The sequence below is a fragment of the Burkholderia pulmonis genome (assembly GCF_984667975.1).
In genome coordinates this window covers 2989343-3007009 of sequence record NZ_OZ480187.1, presented here as the reverse complement: position 1 = coordinate 3007009, position 17667 = coordinate 2989343, and the positions used below count along the sequence as shown (strand labels likewise).

Sequence of the window (17667 nt, the reverse complement as noted above, 5' to 3'; positions counted from 1 at the left end):
TCAGACGGTACGGGTTCGGTCGTTGCGTATGCCGATCGCCGTCGGCGCGGACGTCAGTGCTCGACAGTCTCGCGCGCGCTCGCCGGAGCGGCCGTCATGTCACCCCGCACCGCATCCGCCAGAACCAGATCCGCGCCTTTCTCCGCAACCATCATCGTCGGTGCGTTGATGTTGCCCGACGTGATGTTCGGGAACACCGACGCATCGACGATCCGCAGCGCCTGCAGCCCGTGCACGCGCAGCGACGCATCGACGACCGACGTCGCCGCGTCGGGCCCCATCGCGCACGAGCCGCACAGGTGGTAGATCGAGCCCGACTGCTCGCGGAAGTACTGCAGCATCGCTGCGTCGGAATCGACCTGCGGCCCCGGCGAGATTTCCTCGACGGTCATCGACTTCAGCGCCGGCGCGCGCATCAGCGCACGGATCACCTTGCTGCCCTGTACGACTTCGTCGAGATCCTTCTGCGTGGTCAGTGCGTTGATGTGGATCTTCGCGGCGTCTTCCGCCCGGTTCGATGCGATCTCGATCGTGCCGCGGCTAGTCGGCCGGCACGGGTTGAACGCGATCAGGAAACCTGAATACGGCTCGGGCTTGATGCTCGCACGGTCGCTCTTCGGAATCCGATACGACAGCGGGTTGAAGTACAGCTGCAGGTTCGGCTCCTGCGCGTCGTCCGATCCGCGGAAGAAACCGCCGGCCTGGTTCACGCTCATCGCGAGCGGGCCGCGCTTCGTCAGCAGGTAGCGCAAGCCAATCTTCATCTTGCCGAGCAGCGTGCCCATTTCGTCGTTCAGTGTCGGCCGGTTCGCCTTGAAGTAGAAGCTCACGCACAGGTGATCCTGCAGGTTGCGGCCGACGGCCGGCAGCGCATGGATGAGCGGCACGCGGTGGCGCGCGAGCAGCGCGGGATCGCCGACGCCCGACAGCTGCAGCAGCTTCGGCGTATCGACCGCGCCGGCCGCAAGAATCACTTCGCGCGCGGCGACGAGCGTTTCATCGCCTTGCTCGCCCGCGACGACCACGCCGGTCGCACGCGTGCCGTCGAAAGTCACGCGCCGCACGAGCACGCCCGAGCGCAGCGTGAGGTTCAAGCGGCCCAGCGCGGGCCGCAGGTACGCGAAGCTGCTGGAGCAGCGTTCGCCGTTCTTCGTGTTCAGGTCGTAGATGCCCGCGCCCTCGAACTGCGCGCCATTGAAGTCGTCGGTACGCGGCAGGTTCAACTGCCCACAGCCCTTCAGGAACTCGTGGACGATCGGATGCACGTCGGCCTTCATCGACGTGATGTGGATCGGCCCGGTCGAACCGTGATGCTGCGGATCGGTCGCGCCGGCCGCATGGGTTTCGAGCTTGCGGAAATACGGCAGCACGTCGTCGTACGCCCAGCCCGGATTGCCGGCGTTCGCCCAGTCGTCGTAGTCGCTGCGCTGGCCGCGCACGTAGACCATCGCGTTGATCGAGCCCGATCCGCCGACCACCTTGCCGCGCGGACAGTACAGCTTGCGGTCGGCGAGCTGTGCCTCGGGCTCGCTGTAGTACATCCAGTTGTAGCGGCGGTTGTAGTAGGTCTTCGTGAAGCCGACCGGCACCTTGAACCAGAACGATGCGTCGCGTTCGCCCGCTTCGAGCAGCAGCACCGAGTGCCGGCCCGATTCGCTGAGTCGGTTCGCGAGGATGCAGCCGGCCGAGCCCGCGCCGACGATGATGTAGTCGTAGCTCATGTCGTGTCCTGTGTGCTCAGCCTTTCGCGGGCGCGAGATCTTTCACGTCGACGGGCTTCTCGCCCATCTGCAGGTGCAGCCGCTTGCCCGTGTACGGCGTGTGACGACGCACGACGTCCATGTCGAGCTCGATGCCGAGGCCCGGTTCGCTCGACGGGATGATGTAGCCGTCTTCCCAGCGGATCGGCGTCTTCACGACTTCCGAATGGAAGCCGCCCCACGTCATGATGCTTTCCTGGATCAGGAAGTTCGGCGTGCAGGTCGCGAGCTGGATGCTGGCGGCAGCACCCACCGGCCCGTTGTACAGGTGCGGCGCGATCTGCGCGTAGTGCACTTCGGCGAGCGTCGCGATCTTCTTCGCTTCGAGCAGGCCGCCCACGCGTGCGACGTTCAGTTGCAGGATCGATGCGCCGCCGGCCTGCAGCAGCTTGTGGAATTCGTACTTGGTCGTCAGGCGCTCGCCGGTCGCGATCGGAATCGACGTGTGCTTCGCGACTTCGGCGATCGCTTCTTCCTGCCCCGGCGGCACGGGTTCCTCGAACCACAGCGGGTCGTACTTTTCGAGCCGCTTCGCGAGCCGGATCGCCGACGACGGCACCATCTGCCCGTGCGTGCCGAACAGCAGGTCGGCCTTGCTGCCGACGGCCTCGCGCACGCGCCGGCAGAACAGCTCGCAGCGGTCGAGCACTTCCAGCGACAACTGGTTGCCCGAGTAGGCCGTGTACGGGCCGGCCGGGTCGAACTTGACGGCCGTGAAGCCGAGCTTCACGTTCTCGGCCGCGCATTCGGCCGCCAGATCGGGATCGTCGTAGTCGTATTCGCCCTGTGCGTTCTTCGGATACAGGTACGTGTACGAGCGCAGCCGGTCGTGGATCTTGCCGCCGAGCAGCTCGTACACGGGCTTGCCGGCGGCCTTGCCGATGATGTCCCAGCACGCCATCTCGAGGCCGCTGACGACACCCATCATCGTGAGATCGGGGCGCTGCGTGAAGCCGCTCGAATATGCCTGGCGGAACAGCCGCTCGACGTGGTGCGGGTCGTGGTTCAGCAGGTAGCGGTCGAACACGTCGTCGATGATCGGTGCCATGGCCTTCGGGCCGAACGTTGCCGCATAGATCTCGCCGACGCCTTCGATGCCGTCATCGGTCGTGAGCTTCACGAAGATCCAGTACATCCCGCCGACATGCGGCGGCGGCACGGCGACGATATGGGTTTCGAGCGAAACGATCTTCATGCGGACTCCTGGAGGCGGTTGAGGCGGTATTTGAGGAATGCGGCGGCGCCCGCGCCGCAGAGCGCGATCGCCGCGATATAGCCGAAATAGAGCTGGTAGCCGTGCGCGCCCGGGTACGTCTGCGTCACGTAGCCGTTGATCAGCGGCACGAACACGTCGGGCGAGTAACCGAGCACCGAGATCAGGCCGATCGCGAGGCCCGCGCAATGCGTCGGCACCTTGCAGTCGTCGAGCAGCGACCAGTACAGGCCGCGGATCGCGTAAGTGAGGATGCCGATGAACAGCACGAGCACGACGAGCATCGCCTGCGGGCTGTGCGCGGGCGCTGCGATCAGCCCGACGAGCGACAGCGCGGCGAGCACGAGCGCCCAGAACAGCACGGATACCTTCGACACGCGGTCGCCAAGGAAGCCGCCGCCGATGCCGCCGACTGGGCGCATCCACAGCTTGAGCGTCGTGATGAATCCGGCCGCCGTCGCGCTGAGCCCGAAGTTGCCTTCGTGCAGGTATGCCGAGAAGCTGTAGGTCGCCCAGAACACCTGGTAGCCGCAGAACACGATCGCCGCGACGAGCCACAGCTCGGGAATCGCCGCGAGCGTCCTGAGGTCGGTCAGTACGTTGCCCTTGGCGCGCGTCGCGGCCGCGGCACGGTCGCCGTCGCGCGCCGGATCCTTCACCAGTGCGAGCAGCACGCCGAGCGCGACGCAGAAGAACGCATACAGGTGCACGACAAGCCTGAAGCCGGCCGCATCGGTGCCGCCGTGCGCTTGCGTCACATAGGCGAACAGCGTGATCGCGATCGTCGCGAGCAGCGCCTCGACGAGCCCGCGGCCGCCGTCGAGCAGCCCGAAGAAGCGGCCCTGTTCGTCGGGGCCCGCGATCATGTTCACGCGCTTGATCACGGCCGCCCAGAACGTGAGGCCGGTGGTCAGCCCCCAGCCGCCGAAGATCAGCACGAGCGTGTCGAACGACGGCCCGGTGGCGTAGACGAGCCCGAGCGCGCCCGTGGCGAGCAGCGAGAAGCAGATTAGCCAGCGCGGTGACAGGCGGTCGGCGAGCCAGCCGCTCGGCAGGTAGCTGACGAGAAAGATCGTGCCGAGCGACGAGTACAGGTAGCCGAGCTGCACGTCGTCGATGCGGAAGAACTGCAGCATCGTCGGCTGGTACACCTGCCGCAGGTACAGCATCGGGTAGATCGCGCCCGCGGCGATCACGAGCAGCAGCAGTTGCAGGTAGCGTTGCGTGCGGGCGTGCTGCGGCGCGTGTGCGTCGTCGTGCAACGCGAGCGACGCGGCAGGCGTCGACGGTTGGGTCGGCATGATGTCTTCCTCCATCAGACTTCCTTGGTTCGGAGGTCTGCAGATTTGTTTTGTGTTGGTTCGGATCGGGGGCGGCGTGCGCGGCGTGGTGTCGGGGTGCGCGCGCCGGAAACGGTGCGTCGGCGTTGCGTCAGTACTTCATGACGACGAGGCGCGTCTGCGTGAATTCGAGCATCCCGTGCTTGCCGTCGTCGCCGCCGAGGCCCGAGCGTTTCCACCCGGCATGGAAGCCCTGGTACGGATCGGCCGGCGTGCGGTTCACGTACAGCTCGCCCGCCTCGATCGCGTTCGCGACGGTCATCGCGGTGCGGTAGTTCTCGGTGTACAGCACCGACGACAGCCCGAACTGGTGGTCGTTCGCGAAGCCGATGGCCTCGTCGATCGTCCGGTAGCGCAGCACGGGCATGATCGGGCCGAAGGTTTCCTCCTGCACGATTTCCATGTCCTGCCGGCAGTTCGTCAGCAGCGTGGCCGGGTAGAAGAAGCCGGGGCCGTCGGGGATCGCACCGCCGGTTTCGAGCGTCGCACCTGCCGCGATCGCGCGTTCGACCATCCCGTGGATGTGTGCGCGCGCCGAGGCGCTGACGAGCGGGCCCATCCGCGCGGCGTCTTCCGCGCGGTCGCCGCTGCGCACCGCGCCCATCTTTTCCTTCAGCAGTGCGACGAAGCGGTCGTGCACGCTGTCGTGCACGTACACGCGCTCGATCGCCGTGCAGAGCTGGCCGCAATGGGTCGTTTTCGACGCGACGAGCGCGGCGGCCGCGCGTTCGAGGTCGGTGTCGGGCTCGATGATCGCAGGCGTCTTGCCGCCGAGTTCGAGCGACGGCTTCGCGATGTTCGCCTTGCAGTAGTCGAGCACCTTGCGGCCCGCGTTCACGCTGCCTGTCAGCGTGATCATCCCGACCGCCGGATGCGTGCACAGCGCCTCGGCCGTCGCGTGGTCCATCGTCAGGATGTTGACGACGCCCGGCGGGAAGCCGGCATCGTCGACGGCCTTCGCGATCTCGAACGCGGACACCGGCGTGTGGTTGCTCGGCCGCACGATCACGGTATTGCCGGCGATCAGCGCGGGCGCGACCTTGCGCAGCAGCGTGTAGACGGGATAGTTGAACGGGATCAGGCATGCGACGACGCCGATCGGCTCGCGTTGCAGGAACAGGTTCTCGTCGGGCGTGTCGCTCGGGATGATTTCGCCTTCGATCCGGCGGGCCCACTCGGCGTGGTAGCGCGTGATCTGGCCCGCGTAGACGGCTTCGTTCGACGCATCGTCGACGCTCTTGCCGGATTCCTGCGCGAGCGCCGCGCCGATCTCGGGCGCGCGGGCGGTCAGCGCATCGGCGAAGCGGTGCAGGTACGCGGCCCGCTCGACGCTCGGCAGCCTGCGCCACGCTTTCTGCGCGGCGGCCGCGGCGTCGACGGCGGCGAGCGCGTCGGCCGGGGTGGCCGCCGGCACACGCGCGAACGGCGCCTCGGTGGCGGGATTGTGGACGACGATGAACGCGTCGCTTTCGGGGGCGACGAAACGGCCGTTCACGTAGTTGCGTTCGGTGCGCATGAAGTGACTCCTCCGATGAATGCGGGCGGATCGCTTCGAGTGGCGACACGCGCGGCACGGGACAGAGACCATTCTGTTCATGCGTTTAGCGCACGACAAACGACTTATTTTCGTGCCGAGTATGAGAAAAATGCACGTTACTTGGCGAATCGACCGGAGTCGCCCGTCCGGCAAGGCTGCCGTGGGCACGGCGGGACGGGGCGCGTGCGGCGGCCCTGTCGTATTTCCGGCAGAGGGCATGCGGACCGGCGCGGGAGCCGGTAAGGTGTCGCCCCGCGGCCGAAGGCCGGGGCGGGATCGCGCGTCAGGTCAGCGGCACCTGCGGCAGCGGCGACGACGGCTCGAGGTGGCGTTTCGCGAGCCAGACTTCCTGCTGCAGCCAGTCGCGGAACTGCACGATGTGCGGCAGGTTCGTCTGCTCGGGGCGCGTGACGAACCAGTACGACTGGTGGCCGTCGACGTGCACGTTGAGTACCTGCATCAGTTGCCCGGCGGCGAGTTCGCGCGCGACCATGTGGCGGTCGGCGATCGTGATGCCGAGGCCGTCGATCGCCGCGCGGATCGCGTGGTCGAGCAGGTCGAATTCGTAGCCGCCGCGCGTGTCGACGTCGGCGATGCCGGCGGCCTTCAGCCAATGCTGCCAGGTGAGGTAGCGCTGGTCGTCGGTCGCGAGCACGTGCAGCAACGTGAAACGGTTCAGGTCGATCGGCGCGCCGTCCTGTCGCAGCCGCGCATACAGCGCGGGTGCGCAGACGGCGATATGCTGCTCCTGCATCAGCAGCGCATTGTCGAAGCCGTCCCATTCGCCGTCTCCGAACCGGATCGCGCAGTCGAGCACGCGCGATTCGCCGAGGCTGTCGTGGATGCGTGTCGTGAGGCTCAGCTCGAATTCGGGATGCGCGTCGCGCAGCCGGCCGAGGCGCGGCATCAGCCAGCGCGCGGCAAAGGTCGGCGGCACGTTCGCGCGCAGGCGGTTCAGGTGGGTTTTTTCCTGCAGGCTGCGCACGGTCAGCTCGATCTTGTCGAACGACTGTTGCAGCGCGCGCAGCAGCACGCGGCCGGCCGCCGTCAGTTCGAGCTGGTGATGGCGCCGCTCGAGCAGCGTTTCGCCGAGCTGGCCTTCGAGCTGGCGGACCTGACGGCTCACCGCGCTCTGCGTCACGTTGAGCAGTTCGGCCGCGCGCGTGAAGCTGCCGGTGCGGCCGGCCATCTCGAAGGCTTTCAGCGCATTCAGCGCCGGCATCTTGCGTCTCACGGGGCGGTGTCGTGTTTGGTGCGGGATGCTTATTGTAGGCGGGAGGCCGGTGCGGCGGGGCGATGAATGAAGCGGTGGAGGGCGCCGGGCCTCGGGGTTGTCACGGCATGACGGCCGGCGCGCCTTTTGCGATCAAGCTGCCCGCAGGATGGCCGGCGCTGCCGGCCGGCAACACGACGAACGATACAAACAATACGAACGAAAGGGACACACATCATGCGACGCCTGCCATCGTTGATCGCGCTGCGATTTTTCGAGGAGACCGCGCGTCACCTGAGCTTCAATCGCGCGGCGGTTTCGCTGTGCGTGACGCAAGGCGCGGTAAGCCGGCAGATCCGGCTGCTCGAGGAAGCGCTCGGCGCGCGGCTGTTCGAGCGCGATCACAAGGGCGTGCGCCTGACCGATGCGGGGCAGCGCCTGTTGCCGTTCATCGGACAGGCGTTCGACACGATCGAGCGCGGCGTCGGTGAAATCGCCGCCACGCGGCCGGGCGCGAAGCGGCGCCTGACGGTGTCGCTGCCGCCGACGTTCGCGACGCAGTGGTTCTCGCCGCGGCTCGGCACGCTCGCGGAGGCGCTGCCCGACGTCGAGCTGTCGATCCGCACCGAGCCGGACGACGATTGTCATTGCCATATCCGCTTCGGGCGCGTGGCGCGCGCCGGGATGCAATCGGAGCTGTTGATGATGGAGCGCCATGCGCTCGTCGGTGCGCCGCGTTATCGCGGCGACGCGCTCGACGTGCTGCTCGGCCGGCTGCCGTCGCTGCACGTGTTGCACGAGGGCAAGCGCCTCGCACTGTGGGCCGACTGGTGCGGGCAGGCGGGCGTGCCGCTCGAGCGGATCGGCGACGGCATCGAATTCTCCACGCTCGAACAGGCGATCCGCGCGGCGCGCAAGGGCGCGGGGCTCGCGGTGGTCGACCTGAACATGATCGAGGAGGAGATCGGCGAAGGCAGCCTCGTGCGGTTGTCGCCGGTGCAGCCGATCGGGCCGTTCGGTTACTGGCTCGATGTCGAGCCGGAGAGTGTCGCGGTCGAGCATGTGGTTGCGTTTGCCGCGTGGTTGCGGGAGCAGGCGGCGAGGCGGGGGTAGGGGGCGGGGTGGGACGCGGCTGATTGGAATGTGGGAAAAATCGGATCAGTCCGCGCCTGTCGTGCAGTGCTTCCTGCTTGGGTGTCTGTCAAAGATCGTTACGAACCGAAGACTGGCCAGATCGTCGTTGAACCGAGCCGTGCGGTTGCGTTCCATTGCCGCGGGTTACAGGTCGGGGTCCTGTCCGAAGTGCAGGAGTGTTTCCCGGCGACAACGGGCTTCTGCATCGGCCATCGATATGATCTGCAATGTGCTCTTCGAGTGATCGATCGGCCCCACGTCGAAGACTTTTCTTTGCGGCGGTGATACCGGCTTGCCGGCCTGTTGTGCGCGGTATTCGACGGCAGATGTCAGCGTCGCCTGCGCTTGACCGTGATGGCGTGTGCTCGCGACGAGTTCGCCAATGAGCAGCCGGATTTCCGAGAGACGAATGGGGCGATGCTTGTTCGTCGTGCGGCTACGCCTGGCTATTTGCTTCACGAAACGGAAGCCCGTGATCGGTTGGTGCTTTGGGGTCATTCGTAAATTCCTTTTTCGATCAGGTATTGCTGCAGCGTCAGCACCGAATGACCATGCGGGGCAACCTCGAATGTCATCCAGCGATGTGACCCGGCGACTCGCCAGAAGTCCCGCCCGAATCGCGTTGCGTAGAGTGCACGTAGCGACCGAAGCGACCGGTCGGCCAACCCGACCGGATATCCGGGGAAATGCTGGAACAGCGCAGCCTCGTCACCGTGCCGATTCGGAATCGGCGCATCGAAGCCGAACCTGGGCCATGCGTAGTATCCGGAGAGCTTTGGCCCGCCGGGTTCCGGAGCGGCTTGGCGACCGCCTATCGCGAACGCACTGATCCGGGCAATCCTCAACCTATCGCATGCTCTTACGATTCGCCATAGCATCGCTGCGCCGAGTCCGGCGACGGCGGTATCGACAAGATCGATGGATCCCAATTCGAGTACGCGTGTGTCCGGGGTTTTGAGCACGGAGATGCGATTCTCCGACCGGATCAATTCCGGATGCGTGACACCGAACGTCAACCTGTCCGCGCTGTCGAGATACGCCTGAATGTCCGACCCGGCAGGCGCCCCGCACAACGAAACCAGCAGCGCATCGGAAACGCCGCCGTCCACGCCGAGCAACGCAGCGATATCGAGATCGTTTCGATCGATCGTGAGCCGATCGTCGAAGTGGGTCGTCTCGTACGGCAGGACATGGCTGAGATCGACGCGCTGGGCGGGCATGGCTGCGGGCGGTGAGTGGAAAGCACCCAGCATATCGCCGCGAATCCGGTTCGCAGAGTCCGCCAAACGGCCAATCAAGAGACGGCGCGGTCGCCGCGCTCGCCCGCGTTACGACCAGTCGAACGTCAGCAGCGCCAGGCGGCTGACCGGTTCGTAAAACAGCAGGATCCAGTCCGCGCCCATCGCGCGGTATTCCCACCCCGTCACGCCGGCGACGAAACGAAAGCGCGCACCGTCGGGGCCGATCGGCCGGATGTCGTCCGGATCGCTGTCGTCGACCGGAAAGTCGGCGGTGCCCGACCAGTTGCCCCAGCCGACCGTCCCGCCGAGCTGGTCGATCAGGTTGCACGGCTTTTCCTGGCTGAAATCGCGCCCGGCCGGCGCATACCGGTTGGACGAGTAGAGGCGCCCGTGTTCCGCGAAGCGCAGGCGCGCGGCTTCGAGGCTGGCCTGCTGTTCGGCGTAGTGCTGCGCCAGTTCCTCGCGGTAGCGCGCGTCGCGCGGGCCGGGCGCGTTTTCCAGATAGAAGTAGCGGAGGTCGCCGAGCAGCGTATAGCGGTTGTTCTCGTCGAGCCGGAAGCCGATCCAGTTCGCGCGCAGATAGTCGTTGTGGAAGGCCGTCGTGCTCTGCCCGACGAGCCCGTCGACCGGTTCGACGGGGCTGAGCAGGTGGATCCAGCCCTGCCACGACGGATCGACCGCCGACAGGTCGATCGATACGAGCGGATGCAGGTGGCGCGCGAGCGCGGCAGCGGGCTCGGCGAACACGTCGGCATCGGACGGATAGACCTTCAGGCCAGGTTGAGGCGTGACGATGTTTTCGATCATGATCGGGGTTAGCACTGTGACGGTTCAGCAAGGCTACACGAGCGCATGCGAAGGCCGGATGAGTGCCCGGTGCCGCTGCAGCGCGCCCGAAGCGCATCCGTTTCGTCCATCCACCCGATCGGTCGCGCAAGCATCCGCACCGATCCGTCTGGAGATCACCTTCTTGATAATAGTTGATAACCGGGATACGCTCCGTGCATCGAATTCATCGCAGTCGGGAGGTCGCCATGATCAGTGCGGAACTGGGCCAGCAACTGGAGGCTTACGTCGCGAAGCTGGTCGAATCGGGGCGTTACGGATCCAAGAGCGAGGTGCTTCGCGAAGGCGTGCGGCTGATCCAGGATCGCGAGGCGCAATTGAACGCGCTGGATGCGGTGATCGCGCGCAGCCTGGCCGATGCGGAAGCCGGACGCGGCGCCGATGCGGCGGAGGTGTTCGATCGTCTCGAGGCGAAGTACCGGGCCCGGGCGGATCGTCAGGACTGACCGTGCGGCTGTCTGATTTCGCGATTGCTGAACTTGAAGCGATCGCCGATTACATCGCGCGTGACAATCCGCAACGTGCGGTGACTTTCGTGCGGGAGATTCGCGACAAGTGCCTGAGTCTTGCCGCGATGCCGTTGGCGTTTCCGCTGGTGCCGCGTTTCGAGCGCCACGGTGTGCGTCATCGCGTGTACGGCAACTATCAGATCTTCTATCGGGTCGTCGGCGATCCGCCGGTGCGGATCGACATTCTTCACGTCCTGCACGGCGCGAGGGACTACGCGTCGATTCTGTTCTGAGCGAATGCGCGTATCGCATCGGGCCTGGAATGCGAGAACCCGGCCGTAGCCGGGTTCGTTCGAACCGGATTGCGTCACGCGCACAGCGCCTGCCCGGCCCGTCGACGCATCAACTTCGATCGTGACGACGCCGGCCGGCACGTCACCCGCCGCCATCGTCAATGCCCCGACGCCTCCTCCAGCGTCAGGTGCTTCGTCTCCGGCGCCCACGCGATCGATACGAGCATCCCCACCAGCAGCACGCCCGCCAGCGCGAACATCGTCGCGTGAAACCCGAGCGTCGCGATGCCGACCGGCAGCAGGAACGTGCCGATCGCCGAGCCGAGCCGGCTGCACGCGATCGCGAGGCCCACGCCGCTCGCGCGCACTTCGGTCGGGAAGCACTCGGGCGGGAACACGCCGACGAGATTGCTGAACGCCGACATCGTCAGCGTGAAGACCGCGAACGCGACGATCATCGCGATGGCCGCCGCCGACGGCAGTACCGCGAGCGCGACGAGCGATGCGCACGTCACCGCGAACGAGCCGATCAGGAAGCCGCGCCGCGACAGCCGGATCGTCAGCCAGATGCCGATCAGCGCGCCCAGCACGAGGAAGCCGTTCAGCAGCAGGTCCGCGCCGAAGCCTTCGGCGAGGCCGATCGTCTTCAGGATCGTCGGCAGGAACGTGTAGATCGCGAAGTACGGAATCACGAGGCACACGAAGAACGCGCAGTTGAAGGCCGTCCGCCGGATCAGGTCGGGCTGGAACAAGCGCGAGAAGCCCGCATTCGCATGCGGTTCGGCCGAGCCGTCGAGCATCACGTGCGGCCCGAAATGCTTCGCGACGATCGCGCGCGCCTCCTGCACGCGGCCCTTGCCGAGCAGCCAGCGCGGCGATTCCGGCGTGCCGATCCGCAGCACGAGCACGACCAGCGCGGGCAACGCGGCCGACGCGAGCAGCCAGCGCCATGCGTCCGGCGTGACATCGCTGTACGCCAGGCCGAGCACGTTCGCGGCCACATAGCCGATCGTCCAGATCACGCTGAACGAACCGAGCAGCGCGCCGCGATGCTTGCGCGGCGAGAATTCGGCGAGGATCGCGTGGCCGACCGTGAAATCGCCGCCCATCCCGAAGCCGATCAGCACGCGCAGCACGCATAGTTCGAGCGGCGAGCTGACGTAGAACTGCGCGAACGCGGCCGCCGTGATGATCACGAAGCTCGTCAGGAAGATCTTCTGCCGGCCCATCCGATCGGACAGCCAGCCGAACACGAGGCTGCCGAAGAAGATGCCGATCAGCGCCGAGCTGCCGATCATCCCCATCCAGAATGCGTCGATCGGCATCTGCTTGCCGAGCGCGGCGAGCGCATAGCCGATCGTGCCGAGCGTGTAGCCCTCGGTGAAATGCGCGCCGAACGTCAGGCCGGCGATCTTCACGTGGAAGCGGTTGAGCGGCACGTCGTCGAGCGCGACGGGGCGGTGCGGCGCATCGGCGCCGCGCGGCAGCGGCAACGCGCGCGCGGTGCCGGATGGAACGTTGGCTTGGGTCAAGCTGCCTCCGGAATTGTCATGCATGGGGCGGGCGTCGGACGACGCCGCGCGAGCCGTGCGAGGCGCCGCGCGGCCGGGCGGCGCGCGGCGCGGATCGACCGCGGGGAGCGGTCAGCGGCCGAGGCCGGCCATCAGCGTGTACTTGAGTTCCACGTATTCGTCGAGGCCGTACTTCGAGCCTTCGCGGCCGAGCCCCGATTGCTTGACGCCGCCGAACGGCGCGACTTCGGTCGAGATGATCCCGTCGTTGACGCCGACCATCCCGCTTTCCAGCGCGCCCGACACACGCCATGCGCGGCCGAGGTCGCGCGTATAGAAGTACGCGGACAGCCCGAACGGCGTGTCGTTGGCCGCGGCGACGGCTTCCTCTTCGGTCGCGAAGCGGAAGCAGCCGGCGACGGGGCCGAAGGTTTCCTCTTCGGCGATCAGCATGTCGGGTGTCATGCCGGTCAGCACGGTCGGCTCGTAGAACGTGCCGCCGAGCGCGTGACGCTTGCCGCCGGTCAGCGCGTGCGCGCCCTTCGCGGTCGCATCGGCCACGTGCCGCTCGACCTTGGCGAGCGCCGCTTCGTTGATCAGCGGCCCCTGGTCGACTTCACCGGCGAGCGCATTGCCGACGCGCAGCTTTCGCACGGCGTCCGCCAGCTTGCGCGTGAACGCGTCGTACACGCCGTCCTGCACGAGGAAGCGGTTCACGCACACGCAGGTCTGCCCGGTATTGCGGAACTTCGACGCGATCGCGCCAACGACCGCGGCATCGAGATCGGCATCGTCGAACACGATGAACGGCGCGTTGCCGCCGAGTTCGAGCGACAGCTTCTTCAGCGTGTCGGCCGACTGCTTCGCGAGCAGCTTGCCGACCCGCGTCGAGCCCGTGAACGACAGCTTGCGCACGACGGACGAACTCGTCAGCGTTTCGCCGATCGCGACCGCGTCGCCCGACACCACGTTGAACACGCCGGCCGGCACGCCTGCACGCTCGGCGAGCACCGCGAGCGCGAACGCCGACAGCGGCGTTTCCTCGGATGGCTTCAGCACCATCGTGCAGCCGGCCGCGAGTGCGGGGCCGGCCTTGCGCGTGATCATCGCGAGCGGGAAATTCCACGGCGTGATCGCCGCGACGACGCCGACCGGCTCGCGCGTGACGACGATCTGCGAATCCGGCTTCGGGCTCGGGATCACGTCGCCGTACATGCGCTTCGCTTCTTCCGCGAACCATTCGAGAAAGCTCGCCGCGTAGGCCACTTCGCCGCGTGCTTCCGCGAGCGGCTTGCCCTGCTCGCGCGTCAGCAGTTCGGCGAGCGCGTCGCGGTGTTCGAGCATCAGTTCGCCCCAGCGCTTGACGCGGGCGCCGCGTTCCTTCGCGGTCAGCGAACGCCACGCGGGGAACGCGTGCGCGGCCGCATCGATCGCACGCTGCGTGTCGTCGGCGCCGCCTTTCGCGACCTTTGCGATCGTTTCGCCGGTCGCCGGGTTCAGCACCGGATAGGTTGCGTCGCTCGCGCCGTGCGATTCGTACCATTCACCGCCGATGTAATGGCCGGTCCTCAGAAATTCGTTCATCGTCTGTCGTTCCTTCCTTCAGTGCTTCAGTCCGTCGCGAAACTGCCCTGCGCCGCGCGCGATTCGCGCGCGATGCGCTTGCCGGCCGTGTAGTCGTTGATCAGGTCGCACGGCGTGTAGTTGCGTTCCAGTTCGTGCAGCTCTTCGTCGGTCAGCCGCGTTTCGAGCGCGCCGAGCGCGCTGTCGAACTGCGCGACGGAATCCGCGCCGACCAGCATGCTCGCGATGCCCGGGCGGCTCAGCACCCACGCCTGCGCGATCTGCGCGGGCGGCACGCCGCGCCGCTTCGCGACCTTCGCGACCGACGCGGCGATCGCGAGCGATGATGCGTCGCCGTACATCTGCGCGGTGAAGAAGTCGGTCTGGTTGCGCGTGGATTGCGGCTCGCAGGTCAGCAGCCCGCGCGCGAGCGGGCTGAACACCGACACGCCGACACCCTGGTCGATGCAGTACGGCACCATTTCGCGCTCTTCCTCGCGATACGCGAGGTTGAGCTGCAGCTGCATGTTGATCGGCTTGTCCCAGCCGTTTCGTTCGCATGCCTGCATGATCTTCGCGAACTGCCACGTGTACATCGTCGATACGCCGATATAGCGCGCCTTGCCGGCGCGCACGATGTCGTGCAGCGTGCTCATCGTTTCCTCGACGGGTGTATTCACGTCGAAGAAATGCAGCATGAAGATGTCGACGTAATCCATCCCGAGCCGCTTCAGCGAGCCGTCGATGCCGTCGAGCACGTGCTTGCGCGAATGGCCGCCCGCGTTCGGATAGCTGCCCATGTCGTAGCCGACCTTGGTCGTCACGACGAGCTCCTCGCGGCGCGCGTTGCGCTTCAGGATGCGGCCGACCACTTCCTCGCCGACGCCCGTCGAATAGAAATCGGCGAGATCGATGAAGTTGACGCCGGCGTCGAGCGCGCGGCGCACGATCGGCTCGCTCTGCGCTTCGTCGAAGATCCACGGCTTCCACTCGGGCGTGCCCATGTTCATTGTGCCGAGACACAGGCGGGACACCTTCAGGCCGGACTGGCCGAGGCGGACGTATTCCATGCTTCCTCCTGGTGCGGCCTTGCCGGCCGTGCGTTGTCTGTCAGTTCTTTTTCGGCGTGTAGAACGGGTTCGACACGTCGCGCGCGGCGGCGAACACGGCATCGCGATGCGGCAGCCCTTCCATCGCGGCGACGATCGCGTTGCGGCACGCGCGGTAGTTGTTCTCGAACACCGCGTCGAGGTCGTCGGTCTGCGGGTTCACCCAGTTGGCCGACACGACGACCCAGTCGTTCTCCGCTTCGGGCGGCAGCGTGCCGTTCTCGAGCGCTTCGGCCACGGCCTTCGCGATGCCGGCCTGCGATGCGCCCCACGTGGCATTGCCGTGGAAGTCGCCGGCGATCTGCGCCTTGTTCACGTACAGCGTGAGCGGCTTGGTCGGCACGCCCGGCTGCGCGATCACGACGAACGGCGCATGGCCGGCCGACGGCGTCGCGAGCGCGGTCGCGAAGGCCTGCCCGGCCGGGCCGTTGCGCGGGCCGACCAGCACGTTGATGTGCGCGAGGTTGACGCCGGGGCCTTCGAAGCCTTCGCCGATGAAAAGCTGCCTGGATTGGGATGCGGTCATTGCGGTGTCTCGTCGATGAGGTTGGGTGTGAGGCGATTGTGGTGGGCCGCGACACGGCCGGTGAATCGATGTTTTCTGATCGAGGTATGAGTTTTCGTCGTCTCCGGGAAAGCCCTTGACCCGGCACGCAGACGCCCGCCGGGCGGCCCGCGGCCGCCGTTCTGACGACGGGCGGCGTGGGGCGGGCGGAAGGGCGTTCGCGTTCCGGCTCCGGGTTTGTCATACCCGGGCAGGGGTTGGAGGGCCGGGCGCATCCGGACAACAATCGGCGTACTCCGAGCCCTATCTTTCGTCTTCCCTTCCATTTTCGAAAGCGAGTAATTCCGATGGCTGCCATTGAGAAATCCGACGCTTCGCGCCCGCATCCCCAGGGGGAGCACGCGTTCCAGGCGACTTCCTCCGGGGCGGAGAACCTGGGGCGGCCCGGCGCTTTCTCGAAGCCCGACTGGTCGAAACTGACGTCGCTCGACCCCGAGCTGATCCGCGCATTCGTCGCCGTCGTCGAAAGCGGCGGCTTCACCGCGGCGGCCCGGCAGCTGCATCGCACGCAGTCGACGATCAGCCTGCGCATCCGCACGCTCGAGGAGCGACTCGACACGCACCTGTTCATGCGCAACAGCCGGCGGCTCGAGCTGTCGCGCGACGGCGAGAATTTCCTGATTCACGCCCGGCGGATCATCCAGGTGCAGAACGATGCGATCCGTGCGCTGAAGCAGGCGAGCAGCGATCGCGGCATCGTGCGTTTCGGGTTGCCGGAGGACTACGCGGAGCTGTGGCTGCCCGACCTGCTGAAGTCGTTCTATGCGCTGCGGCCGGGTGCGCGCCTGCACGTGCATTGCCGCACGTCGCTCGAACTGCTCGAGCGGCTGCAGGCCGGCGAGCTCGACGTCGCGCTTGTCGTGCGGCACGGGCCGAACGCGGGCGGGCGGCTGCTCGGCCGTCACGATGTCGTGTGGGCCGCGCACCGGGATTTCGCGCTCGGCCCGCATGCGTCGGTGCCGCTCGCGCTGTTTCCCGAGACGTGCTGCTACCGGCAGCGCGGGCTGCAGGCGCTGGCGACGGCCGAGCGGCCGTATCACGTCGTCTATACGAGCCAGAGCCCGACCGGCATCAAGATCGCGGTGAACCACGGCGCGGCCGTGACGATGATCGATCGCTGCACGCTGCCCGGGAACTGGCGCGTGCTCGGCGAGGCGGACGGGCTGCCGCCGCTGCCGGCGGCCGATCTCGAGCTGCATCGCTCGCCCGGCATCTGCGATCCGCTGACCGACGATCTCGTCTCGCTGATCGAATCGATGGTCGACGAACGGCGGCGCGCGTCGCTCGAGGCGTTCGCGTAACGCGGCGATCGCGAAGGGGCGGCGGCGCGCGCGGGGCGCGATCGCGACGCCCGCATGCCGCTTTTTGCACGGCCGCCCCGTTTTTTTGCACGACGTTTATGCGGTCTCTTCTAAGCTGGGGGTGTGTCGAACAGCCGGGACGGCTTCCGTCCGCTCCATGACCTTCATCCATCCGTTTCCCGCCTTCGATGTCGCCGGCCGCCAGGTGCGCGCCGGTACCCGTACCAACGTCATTCCGTTTCCACCGCCGCGCCCGCGCCTGCAGTTGCCCGTCACGTTGACGGCCGATTCGGGCGAACACGCGCGCGACCGGCTGGCCGCGCTGCTGCATTCGCCGCTCGGCGTGTACGTCGTCCGCGCGCGCGCCGTGCGCGACGTGATCCACGTGCACTTCGACATCGCGCCGGAAGACCTGGATTTCACGCTGCACATGCTGATCGCGCAGCAGGCCGATGCGGTGATCGGGCCCGTCGCGCGCCGGTTGCGTGTCGGGCCGAAGGCCCGGTGAAACCGGGAACGGTTGTTGCTCATGCGTTGATGGTTCGTCTGCGCCGCACCGGTTCGCCGGTCGCCATGTTGCCCGCCAGCCGGT

Annotated in this window: 17 protein-coding genes; 5 read left to right on the top strand and 12 right to left on the bottom strand. The window is 66.9% G+C overall.

The features are described 5' to 3' along the window. Positions 1–53: 53 nt before the first annotated feature. The 5 genes from AC5LXK_RS30275 to AC5LXK_RS30255 all read right to left on the bottom strand — a co-directional run bounded on the left by AC5LXK_RS30275 (position 54) and on the right by AC5LXK_RS30255 (position 7072). Entirely contained in the window at positions 54–1721 is a 1668-nt protein-coding gene (locus AC5LXK_RS30275) for a GMC family oxidoreductase (RefSeq protein WP_493392318.1), read from the bottom strand. A 16-nt stretch (positions 1722–1737) separates the two neighbouring features. Beyond that, positions 1738–2955, bottom strand: coding sequence for a mandelate racemase/muconate lactonizing enzyme family protein (locus AC5LXK_RS30270; RefSeq protein ID WP_493392317.1), 1218 nt, complete (start codon positions 2953–2955; stop codon positions 1738–1740). After that, positions 2952–4274 carry an MFS transporter gene (locus AC5LXK_RS30265; RefSeq protein WP_493392316.1) on the bottom strand — a complete coding sequence of 441 codons (1323 nt, stop codon included), beginning with the start codon at positions 4272–4274 and terminating at the stop codon, positions 2952–2954. The genes AC5LXK_RS30270 and AC5LXK_RS30265 overlap by 4 nt, the downstream gene beginning before the upstream one ends. Before the next feature lie 130 nt (positions 4275–4404). After that, positions 4405–5829, bottom strand: a complete 1425-nt coding sequence (gene aldA, locus AC5LXK_RS30260) for an aldehyde dehydrogenase (RefSeq protein WP_493392315.1) — start codon at positions 5827–5829, stop codon at positions 4405–4407. A 304-nt stretch (positions 5830–6133) separates the two neighbouring features. Beyond that, the gene (locus AC5LXK_RS30255; protein WP_493394084.1) at positions 6134–7072 is read right to left on the bottom strand and encodes a LysR substrate-binding domain-containing protein; all 939 of its coding nucleotides are present in this window, start codon (positions 7070–7072) and stop codon (positions 6134–6136) included. 228 nt (positions 7073–7300) lie between these two features. Between AC5LXK_RS30255 and AC5LXK_RS30250 the strand changes: the two genes are divergently transcribed. Then, the gene (locus AC5LXK_RS30250) at positions 7301–8176 is read left to right on the top strand and encodes a LysR substrate-binding domain-containing protein (RefSeq protein ID WP_493392314.1); all 876 of its coding nucleotides are present in this window, start codon (positions 7301–7303) and stop codon (positions 8174–8176) included. Between the two features lie 165 nt (positions 8177–8341). Here AC5LXK_RS30250 and AC5LXK_RS30245 read toward each other — a convergent pair whose 3' ends face one another. The 3 genes from AC5LXK_RS30245 to AC5LXK_RS30235 all read right to left on the bottom strand — a co-directional run bounded on the left by AC5LXK_RS30245 (position 8342) and on the right by AC5LXK_RS30235 (position 10245). Further along, complete coding sequence (locus AC5LXK_RS30245; RefSeq protein ID WP_493392313.1) at positions 8342–8695, bottom strand: hypothetical protein; 354 nt, start codon at positions 8693–8695, stop codon at positions 8342–8344. Beyond that, a complete protein-coding gene (locus AC5LXK_RS30240; protein ID WP_493392312.1) occupies positions 8692–9450 on the bottom strand; it encodes a hypothetical protein in 759 nt (252 codons plus the stop codon). Before AC5LXK_RS30240 ends, AC5LXK_RS30245 begins: the two co-directional genes overlap by 4 nt. Before the next feature lie 75 nt (positions 9451–9525). After that, positions 9526–10245, bottom strand: a complete 720-nt coding sequence (locus AC5LXK_RS30235; RefSeq protein WP_493392311.1) for a hypothetical protein — start codon at positions 10243–10245, stop codon at positions 9526–9528. A gap of 227 nt (positions 10246–10472) precedes the next feature. Here AC5LXK_RS30235 and AC5LXK_RS30230 point away from each other — a divergent pair, with 227 nt between their 5' ends. Then, the gene (locus AC5LXK_RS30230) at positions 10473–10730 is read left to right on the top strand and encodes a type II toxin-antitoxin system ParD family antitoxin (RefSeq protein WP_493392310.1); all 258 of its coding nucleotides are present in this window, start codon (positions 10473–10475) and stop codon (positions 10728–10730) included. Continuing rightward, a complete protein-coding gene (locus tag AC5LXK_RS30225; protein ID WP_493394083.1) occupies positions 10727–11026 on the top strand; it encodes a type II toxin-antitoxin system RelE/ParE family toxin in 300 nt (99 codons plus the stop codon). Before AC5LXK_RS30230 ends, AC5LXK_RS30225 begins: the two co-directional genes overlap by 4 nt. Positions 11027–11184: 158 nt before the next feature. Here AC5LXK_RS30225 and AC5LXK_RS30220 read toward each other — a convergent pair whose 3' ends face one another. The 4 genes from AC5LXK_RS30220 to fae form a co-directional block, all read right to left on the bottom strand. Beyond that, positions 11185–12582: an MFS transporter gene (locus AC5LXK_RS30220; RefSeq protein ID WP_493392309.1), complete on the bottom strand. Its 1398-nt coding sequence runs from the start codon at positions 12580–12582 to the stop codon at positions 11185–11187. Positions 12583–12669: 87 nt separating this feature from the next. Beyond that, positions 12670–14121 carry an NAD-dependent succinate-semialdehyde dehydrogenase gene (locus AC5LXK_RS30215; protein WP_493392308.1) on the bottom strand — a complete coding sequence of 484 codons (1452 nt, stop codon included), beginning with the start codon at positions 14119–14121 and terminating at the stop codon, positions 12670–12672. Positions 14122–14147: 26 nt separating this feature from the next. Continuing rightward, positions 14148–15170 carry an aldo/keto reductase gene (locus AC5LXK_RS30210; RefSeq protein ID WP_493392307.1) on the bottom strand — a complete coding sequence of 341 codons (1023 nt, stop codon included), beginning with the start codon at positions 15168–15170 and terminating at the stop codon, positions 14148–14150. Positions 15171–15210: 40 nt separating this feature from the next. After that, positions 15211–15735, bottom strand: coding sequence for a formaldehyde-activating enzyme (fae, locus tag AC5LXK_RS30205; RefSeq protein WP_493392306.1), 525 nt, complete (start codon positions 15733–15735; stop codon positions 15211–15213). A gap of 326 nt (positions 15736–16061) precedes the next feature. Here fae and AC5LXK_RS30200 point away from each other — a divergent pair, with 326 nt between their 5' ends. Both AC5LXK_RS30200 and AC5LXK_RS30195 read left to right on the top strand, forming a co-directional pair. Further along, positions 16062–17075 (top strand): LysR family transcriptional regulator, encoded by a 1014-nt coding sequence (locus AC5LXK_RS30200; protein WP_493392305.1) that lies wholly within the window; start codon positions 16062–16064, stop codon positions 17073–17075. Between the two features lie 157 nt (positions 17076–17232). Further along, entirely contained in the window at positions 17233–17583 is a 351-nt protein-coding gene (locus AC5LXK_RS30195) for a hypothetical protein (RefSeq protein WP_493392304.1), read from the top strand. Positions 17584–17667: the final 84 nt, after the last annotated feature.

Excerpts from the sequence above, each read along its gene's own strand:
- AC5LXK_RS30265 (WP_493392316.1), bottom strand. The coding sequence starts at position 4,274 with ATGCCGACCCAACCGTCGACGCCTGCCGCGTCGCTCGCGTTGCACGAC.
- AC5LXK_RS30245 (WP_493392313.1), bottom strand. The coding sequence starts at position 8,695 with ATGACCCCAAAGCACCAACCGATCACGGGCTTCCGTTTCGTGAAGCAA.
- AC5LXK_RS30255 (WP_493394084.1), bottom strand. The coding sequence starts at position 7,072 with ATGCCGGCGCTGAATGCGCTGAAAGCCTTCGAGATGGCCGGCCGCACC.
- AC5LXK_RS30220 (WP_493392309.1), bottom strand. The coding sequence starts at position 12,582 with ATGCATGACAATTCCGGAGGCAGCTTGACCCAAGCCAACGTTCCATCC.
- AC5LXK_RS30275 (WP_493392318.1), bottom strand. The coding sequence starts at position 1,721 with ATGAGCTACGACTACATCATCGTCGGCGCGGGCTCGGCCGGCTGCATC.
- AC5LXK_RS30210 (WP_493392307.1), bottom strand. The coding sequence starts at position 15,170 with ATGGAATACGTCCGCCTCGGCCAGTCCGGCCTGAAGGTGTCCCGCCTG.
- AC5LXK_RS30200 (WP_493392305.1), top strand. The coding sequence starts at position 16,062 with ATGGCTGCCATTGAGAAATCCGACGCTTCGCGCCCGCATCCCCAGGGG.
- AC5LXK_RS30235 (WP_493392311.1), bottom strand. The coding sequence starts at position 10,245 with ATGATCGAAAACATCGTCACGCCTCAACCTGGCCTGAAGGTCTATCCG.
- AC5LXK_RS30195 (WP_493392304.1), top strand. The coding sequence starts at position 17,233 with ATGACCTTCATCCATCCGTTTCCCGCCTTCGATGTCGCCGGCCGCCAG.
- AC5LXK_RS30240 (WP_493392312.1), bottom strand. The coding sequence starts at position 9,450 with ATGCTGGGTGCTTTCCACTCACCGCCCGCAGCCATGCCCGCCCAGCGC.
- AC5LXK_RS30270 (WP_493392317.1), bottom strand. The coding sequence starts at position 2,955 with ATGAAGATCGTTTCGCTCGAAACCCATATCGTCGCCGTGCCGCCGCCG.
- aldA (WP_493392315.1), bottom strand. The coding sequence starts at position 5,829 with ATGCGCACCGAACGCAACTACGTGAACGGCCGTTTCGTCGCCCCCGAA.
- fae (WP_493392306.1), bottom strand. The coding sequence starts at position 15,735 with ATGACCGCATCCCAATCCAGGCAGCTTTTCATCGGCGAAGGCTTCGAA.
- AC5LXK_RS30230 (WP_493392310.1), top strand. The coding sequence starts at position 10,473 with ATGATCAGTGCGGAACTGGGCCAGCAACTGGAGGCTTACGTCGCGAAG.
- AC5LXK_RS30250 (WP_493392314.1), top strand. The coding sequence starts at position 7,301 with ATGCGACGCCTGCCATCGTTGATCGCGCTGCGATTTTTCGAGGAGACC.
- AC5LXK_RS30215 (WP_493392308.1), bottom strand. The coding sequence starts at position 14,121 with ATGAACGAATTTCTGAGGACCGGCCATTACATCGGCGGTGAATGGTAC.